At 73.7% G+C, this 19,800-nt stretch carries 13 protein-coding genes; 8 read left to right on the forward strand and 5 right to left on the reverse strand.

The window, feature by feature from the left end; translation table 11 throughout:
- Positions 1-251: 251 nt before the first annotated feature.
- Positions 252-653, reverse strand: a complete 402-nt coding sequence (locus tag C1A33_RS04175) for a YccF domain-containing protein (RefSeq protein WP_101830208.1) — start codon at positions 651-653, stop codon at positions 252-254.
- Between the two features lie 378 nt (positions 654-1,031).
- Between C1A33_RS04175 and C1A33_RS04180 the strand changes: the two genes are divergently transcribed.
- Complete coding sequence (locus C1A33_RS04180; protein ID WP_101830219.1) at positions 1,032-2,414, forward strand: cystathionine beta-synthase; 1,383 nt, start codon at positions 1,032-1,034, stop codon at positions 2,412-2,414.
- Positions 2,415-2,707: 293 nt separating this feature from the next.
- Here the strand turns inward: C1A33_RS04180 and C1A33_RS04185 are convergent, their stop codons facing one another.
- On the reverse strand, positions 2,708-3,559 hold the full coding sequence (locus C1A33_RS04185) for a LysR family transcriptional regulator (protein ID WP_101830220.1): 852 nt from the start codon (positions 3,557-3,559) through the stop codon (positions 2,708-2,710).
- Between the two features lie 182 nt (positions 3,560-3,741).
- Between C1A33_RS04185 and C1A33_RS04190 the strand changes: the two genes are divergently transcribed.
- The 6 genes from C1A33_RS04190 (at position 3,742) to C1A33_RS04220 (ending at position 10,014) form a co-directional block, all read left to right on the forward strand.
- Positions 3,742-4,473, forward strand: coding sequence for an SDR family oxidoreductase (locus tag C1A33_RS04190; protein ID WP_101830209.1), 732 nt, complete (start codon positions 3,742-3,744; stop codon positions 4,471-4,473).
- Positions 4,474-4,609: 136 nt separating this feature from the next.
- Positions 4,610-5,794, forward strand: coding sequence for a cystathionine gamma-synthase (locus C1A33_RS04195; protein ID WP_101830210.1), 1,185 nt, complete (start codon positions 4,610-4,612; stop codon positions 5,792-5,794).
- Positions 5,795-6,101: 307 nt separating this feature from the next.
- Positions 6,102-7,091: a hypothetical protein gene (locus C1A33_RS04200; RefSeq protein WP_101830211.1), complete on the forward strand. Its 990-nt coding sequence runs from the start codon at positions 6,102-6,104 to the stop codon at positions 7,089-7,091.
- Positions 7,092-7,810: 719 nt separating this feature from the next.
- Complete coding sequence (locus C1A33_RS04210; RefSeq protein ID WP_165818220.1) at positions 7,811-8,860, forward strand: carbohydrate kinase family protein; 1,050 nt, start codon at positions 7,811-7,813, stop codon at positions 8,858-8,860.
- Positions 8,861-8,920: 60 nt separating this feature from the next.
- Positions 8,921-9,133, forward strand: a complete 213-nt coding sequence (locus C1A33_RS04215; protein ID WP_101830214.1) for a hypothetical protein — start codon at positions 8,921-8,923, stop codon at positions 9,131-9,133.
- A gap of 329 nt (positions 9,134-9,462) precedes the next feature.
- On the forward strand, positions 9,463-10,014 hold the full coding sequence (locus C1A33_RS04220) for an NADPH-dependent FMN reductase (RefSeq protein ID WP_207770152.1): 552 nt from the start codon (positions 9,463-9,465) through the stop codon (positions 10,012-10,014).
- Positions 10,015-10,114: 100 nt separating this feature from the next.
- Here C1A33_RS04220 and C1A33_RS04225 read toward each other — a convergent pair whose 3' ends face one another.
- The 3 genes from C1A33_RS04225 to C1A33_RS04240 form a co-directional block, all read right to left on the reverse strand.
- On the reverse strand, positions 10,115-11,347 hold the full coding sequence (locus C1A33_RS04225; protein WP_101830215.1) for a hypothetical protein: 1,233 nt from the start codon (positions 11,345-11,347) through the stop codon (positions 10,115-10,117).
- A gap of 98 nt (positions 11,348-11,445) precedes the next feature.
- Positions 11,446-13,140, reverse strand: a complete 1,695-nt coding sequence (locus tag C1A33_RS36200) for a hypothetical protein (RefSeq protein ID WP_243407166.1) — start codon at positions 13,138-13,140, stop codon at positions 11,446-11,448.
- A gap of 69 nt (positions 13,141-13,209) precedes the next feature.
- Positions 13,210-14,958, reverse strand: coding sequence for an acyl-CoA dehydrogenase family protein (locus C1A33_RS04240; protein ID WP_480014305.1), 1,749 nt, complete (start codon positions 14,956-14,958; stop codon positions 13,210-13,212).
- A 1,049-nt stretch (positions 14,959-16,007) separates the two neighbouring features.
- On the opposite strand from C1A33_RS04240, the gene C1A33_RS36205 reads away from it, so the two are divergent.
- Positions 16,008-19,800, forward strand: a 3,793-nt coding sequence (locus tag C1A33_RS36205; protein WP_243407167.1) for a bifunctional diguanylate cyclase/phosphodiesterase, incomplete at its 3' end; no start/stop codon positions are given.

Genomic DNA, 19,800 nt, shown 5'->3' on the forward strand with positions numbered 1-19,800 from the left:
GATCCGGCCCGGGCGGCGGGCCGGAGGGGGCACGCCGGCGGTCCGGCGAACCGTCCCGCGCCGGTGCGGCCGAAGGCTCCCGCGGGCGTCGGGGCGGGCGCGGCGGCGCGGGCGAGGCCGACATCCTCGCCGCCGGACCCGAACGGCGCCGCCGCGGCCGAGGACGCTGACACGCACCGTCCGCACGTCAGGCCCGGCGTCCCGCGACCTGTCCCGCCGCCCCGGACCGGCGGCGAGACGGGACGCGCGGGTCAGACGAAGGAGCCGGGGCTGTCCGCGTCCACGATCTCCTTGCCCAGCGGCAGCAGCGACACCGGGATGAGCTTGAAGTTCGCCAGGCCCAGCGGGATGCCGATGATCGTCAGGCACATCGCGATGCCGGTGGTCAGATGCCCGAGGGCGAGCCACCAGCCGGCGAAGATGATCCACAGCACGTTGCCGACCAGGGAGGCGTCGCCCGCGTCCGGCCGCTGCACGACCTTGCGGCCGAACGGCCACAGCGCGAAGTTCGCCATCCGCAGCGCCGCGATCCCGAACGGCACCGTGATGACGAGGAAGAACAGCAGGAAGCAGACCAGCGCCGCCAGCGCATAGCCGATGGCGAGCCACAGGCCCCCGAAAATCAGCCAGATGATGTTGAGCAGGAGACGCACCGCCCACCCACCTCCCCATTCGCAGGACCTCATCCGACCCACGCGACCACGCATGCTCCGCGCGCGGGGGTTGACCCCGCCCGGCCCGGTCCATGAATCATCGCGCGGCGGCGGTCGTGCCGCCACGGCGCGGGAACGTCGCCCAGTGTCGGCCACGCGTCACCCGAAGTCGGTCACCCCGGCGCGACACGGCACCACGGCAACACGCCACCATGGCACCATGGCGACACCGCACCACGGCACCACGGCAACACGGCCTATGACCCCGCTGCGTGACACAGCCGGCGCGACGGGTCGCCAGTCGCTACCGTCGACGGAGGAGGACGCCGGCCTGCCCAGGCCGCCGACCGACCCACGGCTGATTGGTGGATGAACCGGATGCAGGTGTTCGATCACGTCGTCGACCTCGTCGGGGATACGCCGCTGGTCCGGTTGACGCCGGGCATCGAGCGGACGTCGGCACAGGTGCTGGGCAAGCTCGAGTACCTCAACCCGGGCGGCTCGGTGAAGGACCGGGTGGCGCTGACGATGGTCGCCGCCGCCGAGGAATCCGGCCTGCTGCGCCCGGGCGGCACGATCATCGAGCCGACCAGCGGCAACACCGGAGTCGGCCTCGCGCTGGTGGCCGCGCGCCGTGGCTACCACTGCGTGTTCACCATGCCCGACAAGATCAGCGAGGAGAAGCGGGCGGTCCTGCGGGCCTACGGCGCGGAGGTCGTGGTCTGCCCGACAGCGGTGCCGCCCGACGATCCACGCTCCTACTACGAGACGGCCCGCCGGCTGGTCCGCGAGACGCCGGGCGGCTGGAGCCCCGACCAGTACTCCAACCCACACAACCCGGCCGCGCACGTGGCCTCGACCGGACCGGAGATCTGGCGGGCGACCGACGGTCGGGTGACGCACTTCGTCGCCGGCATCGGCACCGGCGGCACGATCAGCGGTGTCGGCCGCTACCTCAAGGACGTCTCCGACGGCGCCGTGCAGATCATCGGCGCCGACCCGGAGGGTTCCGTCTACTCGGGCGGCAGCGGCCGACCGTACCTGGTGGAGGGGGTCGGGGAGGACATCTGGCCCACCACCTACGACAAGACGGTGGTGGACCGGGTGGAGGCGGTCAGCGACCGTGACTCGTTCCTCATGACCCGCGAGCTCGCCCGGCGCTGCGGCCTGCTGGTCGGGGGCTCGTGCGGCCTCGCGGTGGTCGCCGCGCTGCGGGTCGCCCGCGAACTGGGCCCGGACGGCGTGGTCGTCGTCCTGCTGCCGGACTCCGGCCGCGGCTACCTGTCGAAGATCTTCAACGACGAGTGGATGTACGAGTACGGCTTCCTCGAGCCGCCGGCGGAGGGCCCGACGGTCGGCGACGCGCTGCGCCACAAGTCCGTGCAGACCAGCGGTCCGCCCGACCTCGTGCACGTCCACCCGGACGAGACGGTCGGCGCCGCCATCTCCTACCTGCGGGAGTACAACGTCTCGCAGATGCCGGTCGTCCGGCACGAGCCGCCGCTGCGGGCCGCGGAGGTCGCGGGTTCGGTGCTGGAGCGCCAGCTGCTCGCCGCCGTCTTCGCCGACCGCGCCGCCGTCGACGCCCCCGTCACCGACCACATCTCTCCGCCGCTGCCCACCGTCGGCATCGGCGAGCTGCTGTCGCGCATCGTCGCGGTCCTCGGCGACGAGCCGGCCGTCCTGGTCCACGACGAGGGCAGCCCCATCGGCATCCTCACCCGCGCCGACCTCCTCAGCTTCCTCGCCGCCACCCCCTGACCCTCCCCTCATCACGGAGAAGCCTCACGTGGCCGACTCCACCCGCACCCCCACGCGCTTCTAACAAAAGTATTGCTGGAATCCTCGGCATGAGCGGCGGCGACGTCTCGCCAGTGGACCAGGACCCGAGAGTCTCGGTCTCGGTGTCCTCTTCCACGCGAGCGTGATTGCCTCGGTGCGAGATCGCGTGGGTCCGCGCGCCGTCTCCGGGTACGTCGAGGCGGCCGTGCGCCGCCAGATCGAACAGGACAACCTTCGAGAACTGATCGAAGCCAACGCGCCACGAATCCAGGTCACCGCCGGGTGGCGGTGTGGATGAGGGCGGCGAGGGGGCGGGAGCGGCTGTGGGGCGGCCAGGCGATCAGGGTGGTCACCGCGGGCGCGTCGGGCACCGGGACGGTGGCGAGGTCGGGGCGCAGGTTCGTGCGGCAGGACTCCGGCAGGATCGCCGCGCCCCGGCCGAGCGCGATCAGCTGGTAGAGCTGCGTGGTGTCGTGGGCCGGCGGGCCGGGGCCGTCGGCGTACCGGCCGTCGGCGTCGGGCCAGCGGGGCAGCGGCAGATCGAGCAGCGACGCGGCCTCGGCCATGCTCACCCGCGGCCGCGTCGCGAGCGGATGTCCCGCGGGCAGGACCAGGACCTGCCCTTCCGTGTACAGGTCCTCGGTGTCGAGCCCCGTCGTGTCGTCAAACGGCAGATGCAGCAGCGCGACGTCGGCCCGGCCGTCCCGTAGCAGCCGCGACTGCTGGGCGATCCCGCACAGAACCACGTCGACGGGCACCGCGCCGGGCTCGGCGGCATACGCGTCGAGCAGCTTCGCCAGCAGCTCGCTGGACGCGCCGGCCTTGGCGACGAGCACCAGGCCAGGGCCGCCGGTCGAGGTGCTGGCGGCCCGGCGGGTGCGGCGCTCGGCGGCGTCAACCGCGTCGAGGGCCGACCGGGCCTCGCGCAGCAGCACCGCGCCGGCCTCGGTCAGCGCGGCGGAGCGACTGGTGCGCGCCAGCAGCCGGACGCCGCCGAGCCGGCGTTCGAGCCGGGCGATCGCCCGTGACAACGGCGGCTGCGCGATGCCGAGGCGCAGCGCAGCCCGCCCGAAGTGCAACTCCTCGGCGACGGCGACGAAGTACCGCAGCTCCCGCGTCTCCAGACCGCCCGCCGCCGCGAGACCGTCCGTCTCCGCGGGGCCGTTCGGCCGCGCGGGACCATCCGTCTCCATACCTCCACGGTATCGACGTGCTGGAGGAGGAGTTCCCATCAATACCCGGAAGACATCAACGCGTACCTGCTTGGTGTTGGAGAGCGGCCCGCGCCGCTCACAGGATTGACGGCATGAGTGAACAGACGATCGCGCTGGTGACCGGCGCGAACAAGGGAATCGGCTATGAGATCGCGGTGGGCCTGGGTGCTCTGGGCTGGGCCGTCGGCGTCGGTGCCCGCGACGGCGCGCGCCGCGAGGCCGCCGTCGAGAAGCTTCGTGCGGCCGGCGTCGACTCCTTCGGCGTACCGCTCGACGTGACCGACGACGCCAGCGTGGCGGGTGCCGCGACGCTGGTCGAGGAACGCGCCGGCCGTCTCGACGTCCTCGTCAACAACGCCGGCGTCACCGGTGGCGGGCAGCAGATGCCCAGCATGATCGACCTCGACATCGTCCGGACGGCCGTCGAGACCAACGTGCTCGGCACGATACGCGTCACGAACGCGCTGCTGCCGCTGCTGCGCCGCTCGCCGTCGCCGCGGATCGTGAACATGTCCAGCGGCGTCGGCTCCCTCACCCGGCAGTCCGCGTCGACGGACGAGTCCACGGTCGGACCGATCTCGGCCGCGTACTCGCCGTCGAAGACGTTCCTCAACGCCGTCACCGTCCAGTACGCCCGGGAGCTGCGCGGCACGAACATCCTCATCAACGCCGGCTGCCCCGGCTACTGCGCGACCGACCTCAACAACCACAGCGGCTGGCGCACCCCCGAGCAGGGCGCGGCGATCGCGATCCGGCTCGCGACGCTGCCCGACGACGGCCCCACCGGCGGCTTCTTCGAGGACGCCGGCGTGATTCCCTGGTGAGCAGCTGCCAGAGGATCATCAACGTCGGACCGGCGCGCGGTGGGATCACATTGGTATCGTGATCTCGTGTCGGCCGGGCGCGCCGCCGGCGGGGGGCTGCCGGCCGGGCTGGTTCGGTGGCCGTAGCGTGACGGTCATGGATGACGAGCTGCTCGCGGCCGGGTTCGAGACGATCGCGATCCATGCCGGGCTGGAGCCCGATCCGCTGACCGGCGCGGTGGTCCCGCCGTTGTACCTGTCCTCGACGTTCGTCCAGGACGGCGTCGGCAACCTGCGTGCCGGCGACTTCGAGTACGGCCGTTCGGGCAACCCGACCCGGGCGGCCCTGGAGACGAACCTCGCGGCGCTGGAGGGGGGGCGCGCCGGGCTCGCCTTCTCCGCCGGTATGGCCGCGACCGACACCCTGCTGCGCGCCGTGTGCCGCCCGGGTGACCACGTGGTGATCCCCGCCGACGCGTACGGCGGTACCTACCGGCTCATCGCCCGGGTGCTGGGCGACTGGGGGGTCGAGCACACCAGCGTCGACCTCACCGACCCGGAGGCCACCCGGGCGGCGATCCGGCCCGGCGTGACCCGCCTGGTGTGGTGCGAGACGCCTACCAACCCGATGCTCACGATCGCCGACATCACCATGCTCGCCGGCCTCGCCCACGACGCGGGCGCGCTGCTCGCCGTCGACAACACCTTCGCCTCCCCCTACCTGCAGCAGCCGCTGTCGCTCGGCGCGGACGCGGTGGTGCACTCGACCACCAAGTACCTCGGCGGGCACAGCGACGTGGTCGGCGGCGCGGTGGTCGTGAACGACGCGACGCTCGCCGAGAAGCTGCGCTTCCTGCAGAACGCGGCTGGCGCCGTACCGGGTCCGTTCGACTGCTGGCTGGTGCTGCGCGGGATCCGGACGCTGGCGGTGCGGATGGACCGGCACTGCGCGAACGCCCGTCACATCGCCACGGCGCTGGCGACCCATCCGGCGGTCGGGTCGGTGCGCTATCCGGGGATGCCGGGCCATCCCGGCTACGGGGTGGCGGTGAAGCAGATGCGGGACTTCGGCGGAATGGTGTCGTTCACGGTGCGCGGCGGCGAGCGGGCGGCGATCGACCTGTGCGGGCGGACCAGGCTTTTCACCCTCGCCGAATCGCTGGGCGGGGTCGAGTCACTGATCGAGCATCCGGCGAGCATGACGCACGCCTCGGTCGCCGACTCGCCGCTGGCGGTGCCCGCCGATCTTGTGCGGCTCTCCGTGGGCATCGAATCCGCGGATGATCTCGCCGCGGATCTGCGGGCCGCCCTCGATGGCGTCGCTGCGGGCGGTAACGGGTAACAGCCGGCAAGTAGGGAGGGTCCGGACCGTCCGGGCGATCAGACGGTCCGGAGCAGGCATGATCTGAAATGCCGGTGAGCAAAGACCAGTCCGGATAGGCAGCCCCATCCGGAAGGAACCCCCCACTTCGGGGCGGTAATGGCCGACGAAAGTCCCGATCTTAACGGTCGGGCCGACATAGCGATGCTTAAACGGTTATCGTTGGCTAACTGCGTTGGGATCCCGGGCGGAGAAACATCATGGCTGCACGTTCGGGTATGCCGGGCCCGCCCCCGGTCCGCCAGACCGCGACCGTCAGGAGTACCGCATGGACGCCTCGGCGGACCGCCGGACGCTGGTCACCACCGGGGCGATCGCCTGCGCCCTCGCCGCTGTCGGGGCGGTCGAGGTGACCTCCGCGACGACCGACAGCAGGGTCGCCCTGGAACAGGTCGAGTTCGGCCTGGAAGCGCTCGCCCGCCGCTGGGAGACGACCCCGCCGGCCGAGATCGTCGAGCGTCTGGGCGTCCTCGAGCACCATGCCCGCACGATCGGCCGGTGGCGGCTCGGCTCAGCCCTGCGGCTGGAGTGGGTGCGCGCCCACGGCCGGATCCTGCTCATGACCGCCGTGGCACAGGGGGACAACGGCCAGCCGGCGCGGGCGACCACCTCGGCTCGGGCAGCGCTGGTCCTCGCCAGGCACGTGCGGGACACCACCACCGCCGCCCACGCCGGGGTCGTGCTGGCCGAGCTCGCGGCCTACTCCTTCCAGAGCACGGGCGACGGCCTGGCACTGGCCCGGGCCGCCCGGGCGACGGCGCCCCGCGCGCACACCGCGATCCTCGCGATCACGACCGAGGCGCACATCATGGCCGCCCGCCAGATGCCCACCGACGGCGTCGTCGCCGCCCTGCGCTCGGCGGACCTGATCGCCGCGAAACTACCTCCCGGCGCGCCGGGATACAGTCTGGACGGCATTCATCCGGGATATCTGCCGACATTCGGCGGGGCGGCGCTCGTAGCCGCCGGCGCGTTGGACGAAGGGCAGCACCGACTGTCCGAGGCCGCCGATCTGTTCGACCGGTCCGCGGCCTCCGGAGCGCTCGCCGCGATTCGGCTCTACCAGGCCTCCGCCGCGATGCGCGGACGTGATCTGGACGAGGCGGAAATCCTCGCCACCAGGGCGCTGGCCGCGTCCGCGGTGCGGCCGAGCAGCTGGTTGTCGAACGGCATTCTCAGCCTGGCCCAGCGAGCCAGAGGCCAGGGCGCGGACTGGTCCGGCCTGGTCATCCAGGCGCGGGAATGGTCACCGGTGTGACCGGCGCCGGACGCCCGGCGCACGTCGGCGAATCCGGCAGCGACGGCGACTCCGCCGGCATTGCCGAACACGATGCCACAGACCACCTCGACGACACGGGTGGCTTCGGCGGCTGCGGTGAATCCGCCGGCCCGGCGCCGGGCCCGCGCCGCGGCCGGGACGCCGCCACCGGGCCACGGGGCCCGGCGGGTTCCGGCCGGGCGGCGGTACGCCCTGGCCCGCACCGCGCGGGCACCCAGCAACACGGCCGTCACCAGCGCCAGAACGGCCGCGAACGACAGGAAACACAGGAAATCGGAATGATGGGCAGCATTCACTGATCCGGTGTCGACCGGCCGTGAAGGTGCAATGTTCGGAACGATCGACAGTGGCGGCGGGGTCGCCCGTGCGGCGACCGGATGGGGAATGGACACGGCGCCACGGTATCGGTCGCCGAACAATGCCCTGCGGGCCGGGCCGGGCAGAAAACACGACACCACCCGGCCGGCGGAACAATAATGAAGTCCCGACCGGACAGCGGAACGGCAGGAGCCGAATAGAAGGACCACATCCGGGTCACGTGACGCACTACTCACCCGGGGCTCATCCGTGGTCTGAATATCTACGCTGCCGACGGCGTCGGCACCAAGTGCACACCGACTGCACGTCCGGGGCGCGACCGGCCACGCCCCGGCGGCCCCGGCGGGACGGCCCGCGCCGCGGCACACCCGACGACTACCGTGAGCCCCGTGGGCGACGCGGGCACGACGACCACCCCGTCCACCGGGAGTGTGGTGGTCGTCGGCGCCTACTGTGCCGACTGCATCGTCGCCACCGACGTCCTGCCCGGCTGGGGCGACGACCTCCGGGTCGACGGCGTGCGGACCAGGCCGGGCGGCAAGGGGCTCAACCAGGCGGTGGCCCTGGCCCGCCGCGGCGTACCGGTCCGCGCCGTCGGCGTCGTCGGCGCGGACAGCACCGGGCGCGACCTGCTGGCCGACCTCACCGCCGAGGGCGTCGACGTCACCGCGATGACGGTGCGCCCCGGCGCGGCGACGCCGGTGTGCGTCGTGCTCGCCCACTCGGACGGCCGCACCGCGTTCCTGTACCGCTGGGCGCCGGAGGCGGAACTCGCCCTCGCGGACCTGACGGTGGCCCGGGCAGCCATCGTCGACGCCCGGGCCGTCATCGTGACCTTCGACCCACCGCCGGCCACGGTTCGCGCGACCGTCGACGCCGCGCTGGACGCCGGCGTGCCACTGCTCATCCATCCGGCGCCGCCGACGCCGGGCGCCGCCGCGGAGCTTCTCGACCTGCCCTGGCACCGCGTCGCCGCCCTGACCCCGAACGAGACGGAGGCACGCCTGCTGCTGCGCGCCGCCGGCGATCCCGCCGCCGACGGTCCCGGGCCGGCCCTCGCCGGCGCGCTCGGTGCCCGGCTCGGCGCCCCGCTGGTCTGCGTCACCCGGGCCTACCACGGGGTGGCGGTGTGGGACGGCGCCCGTGGCTGGGAGCGCCCCGCCCATCCGACGACCGTCGTCGACACCACCGCCGCCTCCGACGTCTTCACCGCCGCACTGGCCCACGTGTTGTTCGCCGGCGCAACCCGGTCCGCGGGCCGGGTCGGGCGGGCCGGTCTGGTGGAGGCCGCGGTCGAGGCGGGGCTCGCCGCCGCCGCCTGGACGGTCCGCCACCGGGGAGCGATCGACGCGCTGCCCCGCCTCGCCGAGCTGTCGTCCCCCGCCGGCGGAACATTCGTCACAGGAAGGAACGCGTCAACGGACGTGTAGCGGGACAGATTGCGGGTAATCCACCGGCAGCCACGGATCTCCCCGCATAAAGGAGCCATCATGACCACCCGGGTTCGGGCCAGAACCTACAGCAGCGTCAGCCTCGGAACGCTTCTCTATCTCATCGTCGGAGTGGTCATCACCGCGAGCCAGCACTACTGGGATTTCACCAGCTGGGACGGCCACGCCCTGAGCAGCTTCTTCACCGCACTTGTCGCGACCCTGCTGTGGCCGCTCGCCATCTTCTACACGTTCGCGCTGCACGCACGCTGACCGACGGCCGACAGGAGGCCCGCGTCCCCGTTCACCCCGGGGTCACCCGCCGGCCCGCGCCATTCCGTCAGCGGATATTCGCCCGATTGCCAGCCGCGGCGTCGACCATCCTCGCCATCTCGCTCCTCCGTGATGTGTGCGATGGTCGGCCCGCGGCTGGCAACAATGCGGCAACGGATCCGCCACATCATCGTCACGCGGCTGCCACGCAACGGAAGTGATGCGTCCGGGTCCCCTGGTGAAAGGTGTCGTGCCCCGGCGTGGGCGCGAATAGGCGGATAGACTGCGGCGGGCCAGGCCAGGGCCGGCAAAACCAGGGAGGCAGCCCGATGGAACCGTGCCGGATCGTCAGCGTCATCGGGAACCCCAAGCCCGCGTCCCGCACCAGGCAGGTCGCCGAGGAGGTGGCCGCCCGGGTCGTCACCGCGCTCGCCGCCACCGGCTATCCGGCGCAGACCGAGGTCATCGAGGTCAGCGAGCTCGGCGCCGGGCTGCTCGGATGGGGCGACCCGGCTGTCGCGGCGGCGCTGGGAACCATCCGCGGCGCCGACGTCCTGGTGGTCGCCACCCCGACCTACAAGGCGACCTACACGGGCCTGCTGAAGCTTCTGCTCGACCAGATCGGCGGCGGGGAGCTCGCCGGCCTGCCGACCATTCCCGTCCAGGTCGCGGCCGCACCGCAGCACGCGCTGGCCGTGGAGGTACACCTGCGGCCCGTCCTCGTCGAGATCGGCGCCGCCTGCCCGACCACCGGGATCTTCGTGCTCGACTCGCGGCTCGCCGACCTTCCCGCCCTGCTCGACGCCTGGGGCTCGGTGAACCTGCCCGCGGTCAGCGCGCTCGTCGCGGCCCGCCGCGCGATCGCCGCCCCCTCCGCCTGACCGCTTCCGCCTGGGCGCTTCTCCCTGGGCGTCGCGCTGGGCCAGGCGCGCCACCGGCCCGCCCGCTCTTCTGGTCGGCGGCGGCCCTGCCCCGGGGGCCTCAGCCGCCGCAGCTCGCGCCGCCGGAGCCGAACGGGTCGGCGACGACCAGCGGAGCGGGGCCACCGGCGGCCGAGCAGCCGCCCACCGCCCGCGCCGCCCCGCCGGTGGGCCCGCTCTCCGGCTGGTCCAGGTCGACCCGCACTTCGGGCGGCCACCCCGCGCCGAAATCCGACCGGCCCCACGGCGCACCGGAACGTCCACCCACACCACCGCCGGACCCGGTGCCCGCACCACCGCCGAGCCGGGTGCCCACGCCACCGCTCCGGTCCGCCGCGACACCCCCGGATCCCGTGGCGGGACGCGGCCCGCTTCCCCCGCGCCCGCCGACCGCACCCGCGGCTGGCCCGCCCGCCGGACCGGTCGGCGCCGCGGTGACCGGAACACCCGCGCCCGCACCCCGGCGGCTGACCGCTCCCGTTCCGCGGCCCTCGGTCGACCCGCCCGCGCCGCCGTACCCCGGCGACCCGCGATAGCCCGACACCCCACCGCCATGTCCGGATCCACCGCCATATCCCGACGGCCCGTCCGACCCGCCATAGCCGCCATAGCCACCATAGCCGGACATCCCGCCGTACCCAGACGACCCACCGTTGCCGGAGGTCCGGCCGTACCCGGACGACCCACCGCGGCCGGGGGTCTCGCCGTACTCGGACGACGTGCCATGGCCGGCGGTCCCGTCATCGCCCTGCTCCTCGCCGCGGCCGCCCGAGTCGCCGGGCGCCGCGGACCAGTACGGCGCGGACCAGTACGGCGCGTCGGGCCGCTGCTGGTCTGTGGCGTCGCCCAGCTCGGCGGACGGTCCCGCGGGGCCCGCCGCTCCACCCAGCGGGCCCGGCGTCGTGCCGTCGGCGGGCTGGCCGAGCGGAGGGGAGGGGACGGCACCGGCGATCCCGTCGGCGCCGTAGATCGCGTCGGGATACGGCGGCAGCGTCGGCACCGGGGACTCCAGGTCCGCGCCGGGCCGGTTCCCCGCGGACGGCGACGCCCGGGGCGCGTCGCGCGTTCCGGTGAGGGCATCCGCGCGCAGGGCGACATCGTCACGGTCGACCCCGACTGGAACGGCGAAGCCGAAGCCGATGACGGCGACGGCGAAGCCGCCCGCCGCGACCATCAGCCCACGGCGCCGGTCATGGATCCCGATCCGGTCGACGCGCCCGCGCAGGGTTCCGAAGATCCCGACGAACATCACCATGACGGCCATCAATGCCATGATCATGGCGAACTCCGGCATCGGGCCCCCAGGTCGCGACGACTGACCGAGCCCCCGAACGTTAACTCACCGAGAGTTACTTGGTCGATACCCTGCGGACCTTGCGGAGTGTCGGCGGCTCACCAGGCGACGGAGCCCGCATACGCGGGGGTGTACACGGGGCTGTTGCCCGCCCACCCGCCTTCCGCACCGGGCCAGGCACTGCCCTGCTCTCTCACGCCGTATACGCCCGGGCCGTCGTACCCGCCCGGGCCAGACCCGGTCGAGCCGCCGCCCGCCGAGCCGTACCCGACGTCGGCATAGCCGGGGTCGGTGCTGACGGCCCGGCCTGGCCACCACGGGTCGGCGCCACCGCCGGAGGTCGGCGAGCCGCCCGCCGTCTCCCGCGGCGTCGCCGTGGCCGGCACCCGCTGCGGCGGAGAGACCGGCGTCCATGGCCCGCCATCCGACCCCCCTGGGGAGGAGTCACCGACGGACGAGCCGGTCGTCGACGACCCGCCGAGGCCCGGGAGGGTGGGGCGCCCCGGAGAGCGCGGACGCGTGGGTCCGGTGGACGGGCGGTCGTCGTCGTACCGGCCCGACGACGCGCCCGTGGAGGGATGGCGCCCCTTGCCGTCACCGGAGCCGGAGTCACTCCCACCGCCCGGCGACGCGGAATCTCCGGAGCCCTCCGAATCGGCCGCACGGCTCGGCGTCCCCGGACGGCCGCTCGGATGACTGGGGTTGCTCGAATGGTTCGAGCCGCCGGGCCTGCCCGGGCTGTTCGGCTTACCGGAGTTGCCCGGCCTGCCCGAAGAACCAGGCCTTCCCGGATTGTTCGGCTTGCCGGGGGCGTCCGGCTTGCCGCCGTCACTCGGCTTGCCAGGAGAACTCGGCTTGCCAGGAGAACTCGGCTTGCTGGGAGTACTCGGCTTGCTGGGAGTACCCGGCTTCCCAGGAGAACTCGGCTTCCCAGGAGAACTCGGCTTCCCAGGAGTACCCGGCTTGCTGGGAGTACCCGGCTTCCCAGGAGTACCCGGCTTCCCGGGAGAACTCGGCTTCCCGGGAGAACTCGGGTTGCTGGGAGAACTCGGACGTTCCGGGGTTCCTGGCTGGCCGGTTCCGCCAGGACGGCTCGGCTCCTGGGTGTGACCCGGCACGCCCTCGCCGGATCCAGAGCCGCCGCCACTGGAACCGGCGGGCGGCTGGGCACCGCCGGCTCCCCCGCCCCGCGGCGGCGACGGACGCACCGTCGATCCGCCTGGGCGCGGCGGGCTGGGGTGGGCGGCGGAGGTCCGGCCGTCGGAGGCCGGCGGCGCGCCGCCCGGCGTGGGAGCCGTCCCCGCCGGTCGGGAGACACCGGACGTCCCGCCACCGTCCGAGGAGCCCGACCCGTGGCCGCGAGACCCGGTCGATCCGCCCGCCACCTGGGTGTCGGCCAGCTCCTCCGGCGTCTCGCGATGCTCCTGGCGGCCGCCACCACCACCACCGGCACTACCGGCCGGATCCAGCGGGCTGGAGCCGTCGGGATGGCCGGGGGGCGCCCCGCCGCCGTCGCGCACGGGCAGGCCGGGCCGCCCGAGACGGCCGGGAGTGGCCGAGGCCGGCGGCACGAGGATGATGCCGTTCGAGGCCGGTTCCCGGTCGCCGCCGTCGCCGGTGCCGACGCCGTGCGCGGCGAGCAGGCCGAACGCGACAAGCGCCACCGACCCGGCGCCGGTGACCATCCCGGCGCGACGGCGGTCGTGAATCCAGGCCCATTCGGCCTGCCCGCGGACAAGCCCAAGAACTCCGGCGGTCAGTATCAGCCCGGCGACCGCCAGGCAGAAGAACATCATGGAAACCCCCCGGGCGCAGTCGCCGACCAGACTAGGGGCGATCCATTGCTGTTTGTTGCACGGGAACTACGAAGCGTTTCTATCCTGATCTGACACGTGACGGATATCGCCGACCGAATCGGCAGGTGCACCCACCGACGCAATCCGATCGAGGATACCTGGGATATCAATCCCGGCAGGCAACGTGCCGAAAGCGAGACCGCCGTCACCGGCGATCCGGGTCGCACAGAATGCGTCGGCGACCGCGGCCGGCGCGTGCCGGACGAGCAGGGAACCCTGCATGACGAGCGCGAGTCGCTCGACGACCCGCCGCGCCCCGCCCGGATCGCCCGCCGCCGTCGCGAGCCCGCCGCGCAGCTCGTCCCAGGCCCGATCGAGCCGGGTGTCCCCGCCCCGGGCCCGCTCGATCTCGGTGGCGAGCGCGTCCACGGCGTCCGGCTCGCGGCCCACCGCCCGCAGCACGTCGAGCGCGTTGACGTTGCCGGAGCCCTCCCAGATCCCGTTGAGGGGCGCTTCCCGGTACAGCCGGGGCATGCCCGACTCCTCCACGTACCCGTTGCCACCGAGGCACTCCAGTGCCTCCACGACCACTCCCGGGACACGCTTGCACACCCAGTACTTCGCCACCGCGGTGGCGATGCGGCGCAGCGCCTGCTCGGCCGGGTCACCGCCGACGGCCCGGTCCACCGCCCCCGCGACCCGCATGACGAGGGTGGTCGCCGCCTCGGACTCGACGGCGAGATCGGCCAGCACGACCCGCATCAGCGGCGCGTCGATCAGCAGGGTGCCGAAGACCCGCCGGTGGCGGACATGGTGGGCCGCCGCCGTGACGGCGGCCCGCATGCCCGCGGCCGACGCCAGCGCGGCGTCGAGACGGGTCAGGGCGACCATGTCGATGATGGTCCGCACGCCGCGGCCCTGCGGCCCGACCGGCCAGGCCACCGTGTCGTCGAACTCCGGCTCGCCGCTGGCGTTGCTGCGGTTGCCCAGCTTGTCCTTCAGCCGCTGGATACGGAAGGTGTTGCGGCTGCCGTCGGGCAGCACCCGCGGTACCCAGAAGCAGGACAGCCCCGCCGGGGCCTGCGCCAGGACGAGGAAGGCGTCGTTCATCGGCGCGCTGGTGAACCACTTGTGCCCCCGCAGCCGCCAGGTGCCGTCGGCGCGGGGCGTCGCCGTCGTCGTGTTCGACCGCACGTCCGAGCCGCCCTGCTTCTCGGTCATGCCCATGCCGGCGAGCAGACCGGTCTTGCCGTCAGGCGGGCGCAGGCCCGGGTCGTACACGCGGCTGGTGAGCAGCGGCTCGTAGCGGGCCGCGAGCGCGGGCGCGGCCCGCAGCACCGGGACGGCGGCGTAGGTCATCGACACCGGGCACAGATGTCCCTGCTCGACGGTGCCCCAGACCAGGATGTTCGCCGCCCGGGCGACATGGGCGCCGGGCCGCGGGTCCGCCCACGGCGCGCCGGCCATTCCCTCGCGCACGGCGACATCGAGCAGGGCGTGCCAGGCCGGGTGGAAGTCGACCTCGTCGATCCGATGGCCATAGCGGTCATGCGTGCGTAGTTCGGGTGGGTTGCGGTCGGCCTGCTCGGCCCAGCGCAACGCCTGCTCGGAGCCGGCCAGGCGGCCGAGCCGGCGCAGATCGGCCAGATGCCAGCCTGCGCCCTCCCGGTCGAGCGCCGCGAGCAGCGCCGGGTCCTCGGACCCGTCGTGGCCGACAAGCGGCGGGGGCTGGTTCGTCACCTCGTGCGTCGGGCCGAGGTCGGACCGCGGCACCGCCGCCTGCGCCCGCGCTCCAGCCGCCGAGCTCGTCGTCACCGCGCCACCCGCCCCTTCCCACCGTCAACGCCACCCGCCGATGACGACCGCCGGCGCCACCAGCCGATCACGCCCGCCCGTGACGGCTCCCTCGATCGGTTCGGCGCACCGCGCGCCCGTCCGTCAGGACGATGCCCGCCCGCCACCCGGATCATCCCTCGACTCCCGGCCTTCATCGGCCATCGTCGCGGAATCAGGGGACGGACATCCGGGATAGCCCCCGGCGCGGCGTCCCGACCGGCCGGCAAGGCGTCGAAGGTGATGCCCAACATGGCCGCGACCGTTCACGCCGCACCCGGTGGAATTCATCCGGCGTTGCGCCCGGAGAGCGAACCCACAATCGGAATCCCGACTCCGTCGACGGGCCCACGCGTTTTGTTTCGGCCGTCTGCGGCCCGGCCGCGGGCGGCGGGCCGACCGGGCCCGCGGGCGACGCGAGGACCGGCCGTGGACGGACGGCGCGCGACACGGCGCCATCGAGGCGTCCATACCGTCACGCGGTCGACTGATGATGGTCCGCGATGCCCGAACCGGCCACACCGCACCTCAATGACGCAACGTGCCAGCCGATACCGAAGGTGACAAACATCGCATCGCCCGGATCGCCACCGGTAGCCGGCAGACGACAACGCATCGCACGCGGTCGGCGACCGCGGCGGCCTTCGCGGACCCACCAGCGCACACGACCCCCCGAACCCACCCGCACCGCCCGGACCAGCCCCCCACACAAAGACTCCCACCGGACACCATGCAATCTACATTCCATCCACGGCGACGTGTTCTGGGGGCGAGTGCGGGGCGGCTGCCAGGCTGGCACATTGCGGCCGGTCGCGCACACCACCGGCCCAGGCGCACCCAAACCACCGGAGGAATCGGAAACAGGTACCACCGCACACTCGTATGATCGCCCCCTACCAGTTGCATTCGACCTGCCGGAAAAGAAATCCTTCGCTCGCGGTGAGATCTGTCAAGTCCGGGCAACTGTTGGACGGGGCGCGAACATGATCAGATGTGGCCGGCGCGGCCGACGGCGCCCAACCGGCCGCGCCATGGCCAGAACCGCCCGGTCCGCACCCCGCCGCCGGCTGCCGCGCCTGCGCCTGCCCGCCGGGCTGGCCGCCGTCGTGCTGCTCGGCTCGGTCGCCCTCGCCCTGGGCCGCGACCTGCTCGCCAGGGAGGAGGCCGCCCGGATCGAGGCACGGGTCCAGCTCGTCCACCAGCTCGCGGCGTGGGAATCGGACACGGCGGGGCCGTCGGTGCTGGCCTCGGCCGTGCGCGACCTGCCGCTGGACCCCGGCGATCCCGCGGGCAACGCCGAGCTGCTCCCGCGTCTGACGATCAGCGTGCAGGGCGACGTCTATGAGCCGGTCGTCCTGATGGACGCCCGTGGCACGGTCACCGCGGCCTATCCGCCGGGCGTCGGCGTCGTCCCGGGACAGCTCGGCGCGGCCTGGGCCTCGGCGTGGGCCGGACGGGGCGCGATGTCGCCGACGTTCGGTGATCCCCGCCGCCCGGGCGACCCCGAGGCGCGCAGGCGGGCCACGGTGGTCCCCGTCGGCCCGCCGGGCCAGGTCTGGGCGGTCCTCGTCGCCGTGTCGGCGGACCAGGTCCACTACCAGCTGACGGACGGCGTCGCGGCCATGCTCGGCGCCGGCACCGGCACCGTGTCGACCATCGACCCGAACGGCGTCGTGGCCACCTCGACCGACGGGCCGCTGGTCGGTCGAGCGCTGCCGGCCGCCGACCAGCCACCCCGACCGCCCACCGCCGTGCCGCTGGTCTGGCACACCACCGGGCCAGGCGGGCAGGTCACCCACATCTGCGCGGCGGCGGACAACGGCTATCGCGTCTGCTTCCAGCAACGCACCGCGTCGCTCCACGCCGACCTGCGCGCCCGCGGCGACCGGCGCAACCTCACCCTGCTGGCGGTCGCGGTCACCGCGGTGCTGTCCATCGCGTTCGTCGTGCTGCTGCGTGAGACGTCGGCCTGCCGGTCGCAGGCCCGGCTGCGGGCGCTGTTCGCCGCCGCCCACGACATCGTCCTGGTCACGGATCCGACCGGCCGGCTCACCTTCGCCAGTCCGGCCCTCAGTCCGCTGCTCGGCCATCCACCGGACGGCTGGCCGGGTCGCCCGGTGACCGACCTCGTCCACGCCGAGGACGCGTCCCGGTTGTTACGGCTGATCGCGGACCCGGGTCTCGGCTCGCTGCTCAACGTGCGCCTGGTCGGGCCGGACGGTGCCGCGCGCTGGTTCGACGTCGCCGCCCGGCAGCTGCCCACGGCCGACGGCTCCCTCGAGATCCTGATCACCTGTCACGTCGTCGGCCACCGCAAGCGGCTGCTCGACCAGCTCGGCCACCAGGCCGACCACGACCTGCTCACCGGTCTGCTCAACCGCTCGGCGTTCACGGCGAGGCTCGACGCCGCACTGGCCGCGCTCGCCGGCACCGACCCCGGCGACCCACACGCCCCACGTGCTCCGATCGCCGTCCTGTTCATCGATCTCGACCGGTTCAAGCCGGTCAACGACACCTATGGGCACGCTGCCGGCGACCGGGTGCTCCAGGTGGTCGGTGAGCGGATCCGGGACCGGCTGGGAGCCGCCGACGTCAGTGGTCGCCTCGGCGGCGACGAGTTCGGCATCCTGCTGACTCAGACCGACGAGCCGGCCGCGCGGGCGCTGGCCGCCCAGCTCATCGACGCCGTCAGCCAGCCGGTCGTCGTCACCGACGACGCCACCGTGCGGGTGGCCGCGAGCGTGGGGGTGGCGCTGGCCCGCACCCGTCAGTGCGGCGCCGACTGGTTGCTGCACGGCGCCGACCAGGCGATGTACTGGGCCAAGCGGTCAGGACCCGGCCGCTACGCGGTGGCGCCGCCGGTCGAGCCGACCACCGGCCGCGGATGGGGCGACCAACCGGTCCCGTCCGAGCCCGCCGCGCTCGGCTTCACCGTCGTCCAGCCGCCCCCCTCCGACCCCGGCCGGCGGACCACGGCCCCCGGCCGGCGGACCACGGCATCCGCCCACGCCCACGCACCGGCGGCGATGCCCGCCGGCCCGGACACGCGGGCGGCGCCGGCGATCCCGACCTGCGCGGCCGTCCCGCCGTCAGCGCCACCGGCGACGCCAGCACTCTCGGCGCCGCCAGCGCCGCCAGCGCCGTCAGCGCCGTCAGCGCCGTCAGCACTGTCAGCACTGTCGGCGAGGGCGACGCGGCCGGGAGGAGACCCGTCCCGCCGAGCGACCCGGCGGCAGCTGGCCCGCCAACAGGTGGCCCACGCCCGGGTCCAGCTGGTCCGGGCTCTGCCGCTGCTGGTGATCGGCACCATCGTCCTGACCACCACGATGATTACGATCGAGATCGAGAACTCCAACCGGCGGCGCGCCGAGAGCCAGCGCACCGCCGACACCCATGCCCTCGCCGAACGGCTCGCCAACCGCACCGCCAGCCTCAGTCAGCCGCGCAGTCTGATCGACCTGGTATCCCGGCTGCCGTGGTCCCTCACGGACCGCGCCACCGACGACCGGATCGTGCGCTCGCTCGCCGGACCGCAGTTCGCCACCCCGGACACGCTGCTCACACTCGTCGACCTCGACGGCCGGCCGCTGGCGGCGTCCCGACCGGGCCTGCCGATCCCCGTCGGCAGCCCGCTGTGGGCGTCCGCCCGCGGCAGCGGCCTGAACGTCCCGACGTTCGGCGAGTCCGGCAACCTCCACCTGCTGAGTCTGGTGCCGGTCCGGCGCGGCCAGGCGACGGTCGCGTTCCTCGTCGTCGGCCGCCCGATGAACCATCTGCCGACCGACGCGATGGCCGAGGCCTTCCAGGGCGCGGTCGGCGAGTCGTCGCTCGGCATCGTCATCACCATCGTGGACGGGCAGGGCCGGGTGGTCATGTCCAGCGAGCCTGATCTCGGCGGCCGGGTCCTCATCGACCAGCGGGACCTGCACGGCATACAGCCCGGGCGCAGCCAGCGGGTCACGCTGCGAGAGAACGGCGGCGGCGGGCGCGTCGCGGCGGCGGCGATGATCCCCACCGCGCCGATGCCCGCCTACGTCGTCCTCCAGCAGGACCCCTCGGCGGCCCGGGAGGGGCCGCGGCCCGGTCACCTGCCGGGCGACCTGCTCGTCGGGCTGCTCGTGCTCGCGACCGGCACCGGTCTGCTGTGGGCGCTGCTGCGCGAGGACCGGACGACCCGCCGCGAGGGTGCCCGCCTGCAGACCCTGCTGCACGAATCCCACGACATCATCCTCTGCGTCAACCGGGCCGGGTACCTCAACTTCGTCAGCTCGGCGGTCGAGAGCCTGCTCGGCTACCCGGTCGACGAGCTGTTCGGGCGGCCGCTGCTCGGGCTGATCCACCCCGACGACCAGCCGACGACGCGTGCCTTCCTCGCCGCCCAGCAGCACGGCGGCCCCACGTCCCTGCTGGACGTGCGGATGCGGGCCGCCGACGGCAGGTTCTGGTGGTTCGACGTCGAGGCGGGCGGCTCGCAGCACGTCCACGGCCCCGGCTACCTCGACGGTGGTCTGCTGCTGACCTGTCACGAGGTCGGGGAGCGCCGCCGCCTGCAGGAGCAGCTGCGCGAGCGCGCGACCCACGATCCCCTGACCGGGCTGCGCAACCGGGTCGCCCTCGCCGACCGGCTCGACCAGCTCGCCCGGGCGCGCACGCCGTTCACGATCCTGCTCATCGACCTCGACGAGTTCAAGCCCGTCAACGACGCCTACGGCCACCAGGCCGGCGACGAGGTGCTGCGCGTGATCGCGGCCCGCCTCGCCACCGTCACGCGCACGCTCGTGGACACGCCTGGCGCCGAGGTGGGCGGTCTGGGGGGCGGCGCGG

Origin of the sequence: Frankia canadensis, assembly GCF_900197875.1 — a bacterium.
GTDB lineage: Bacteria > Actinomycetota > Actinomycetes > Frankiales > Frankiaceae > Frankia > Frankia canadensis.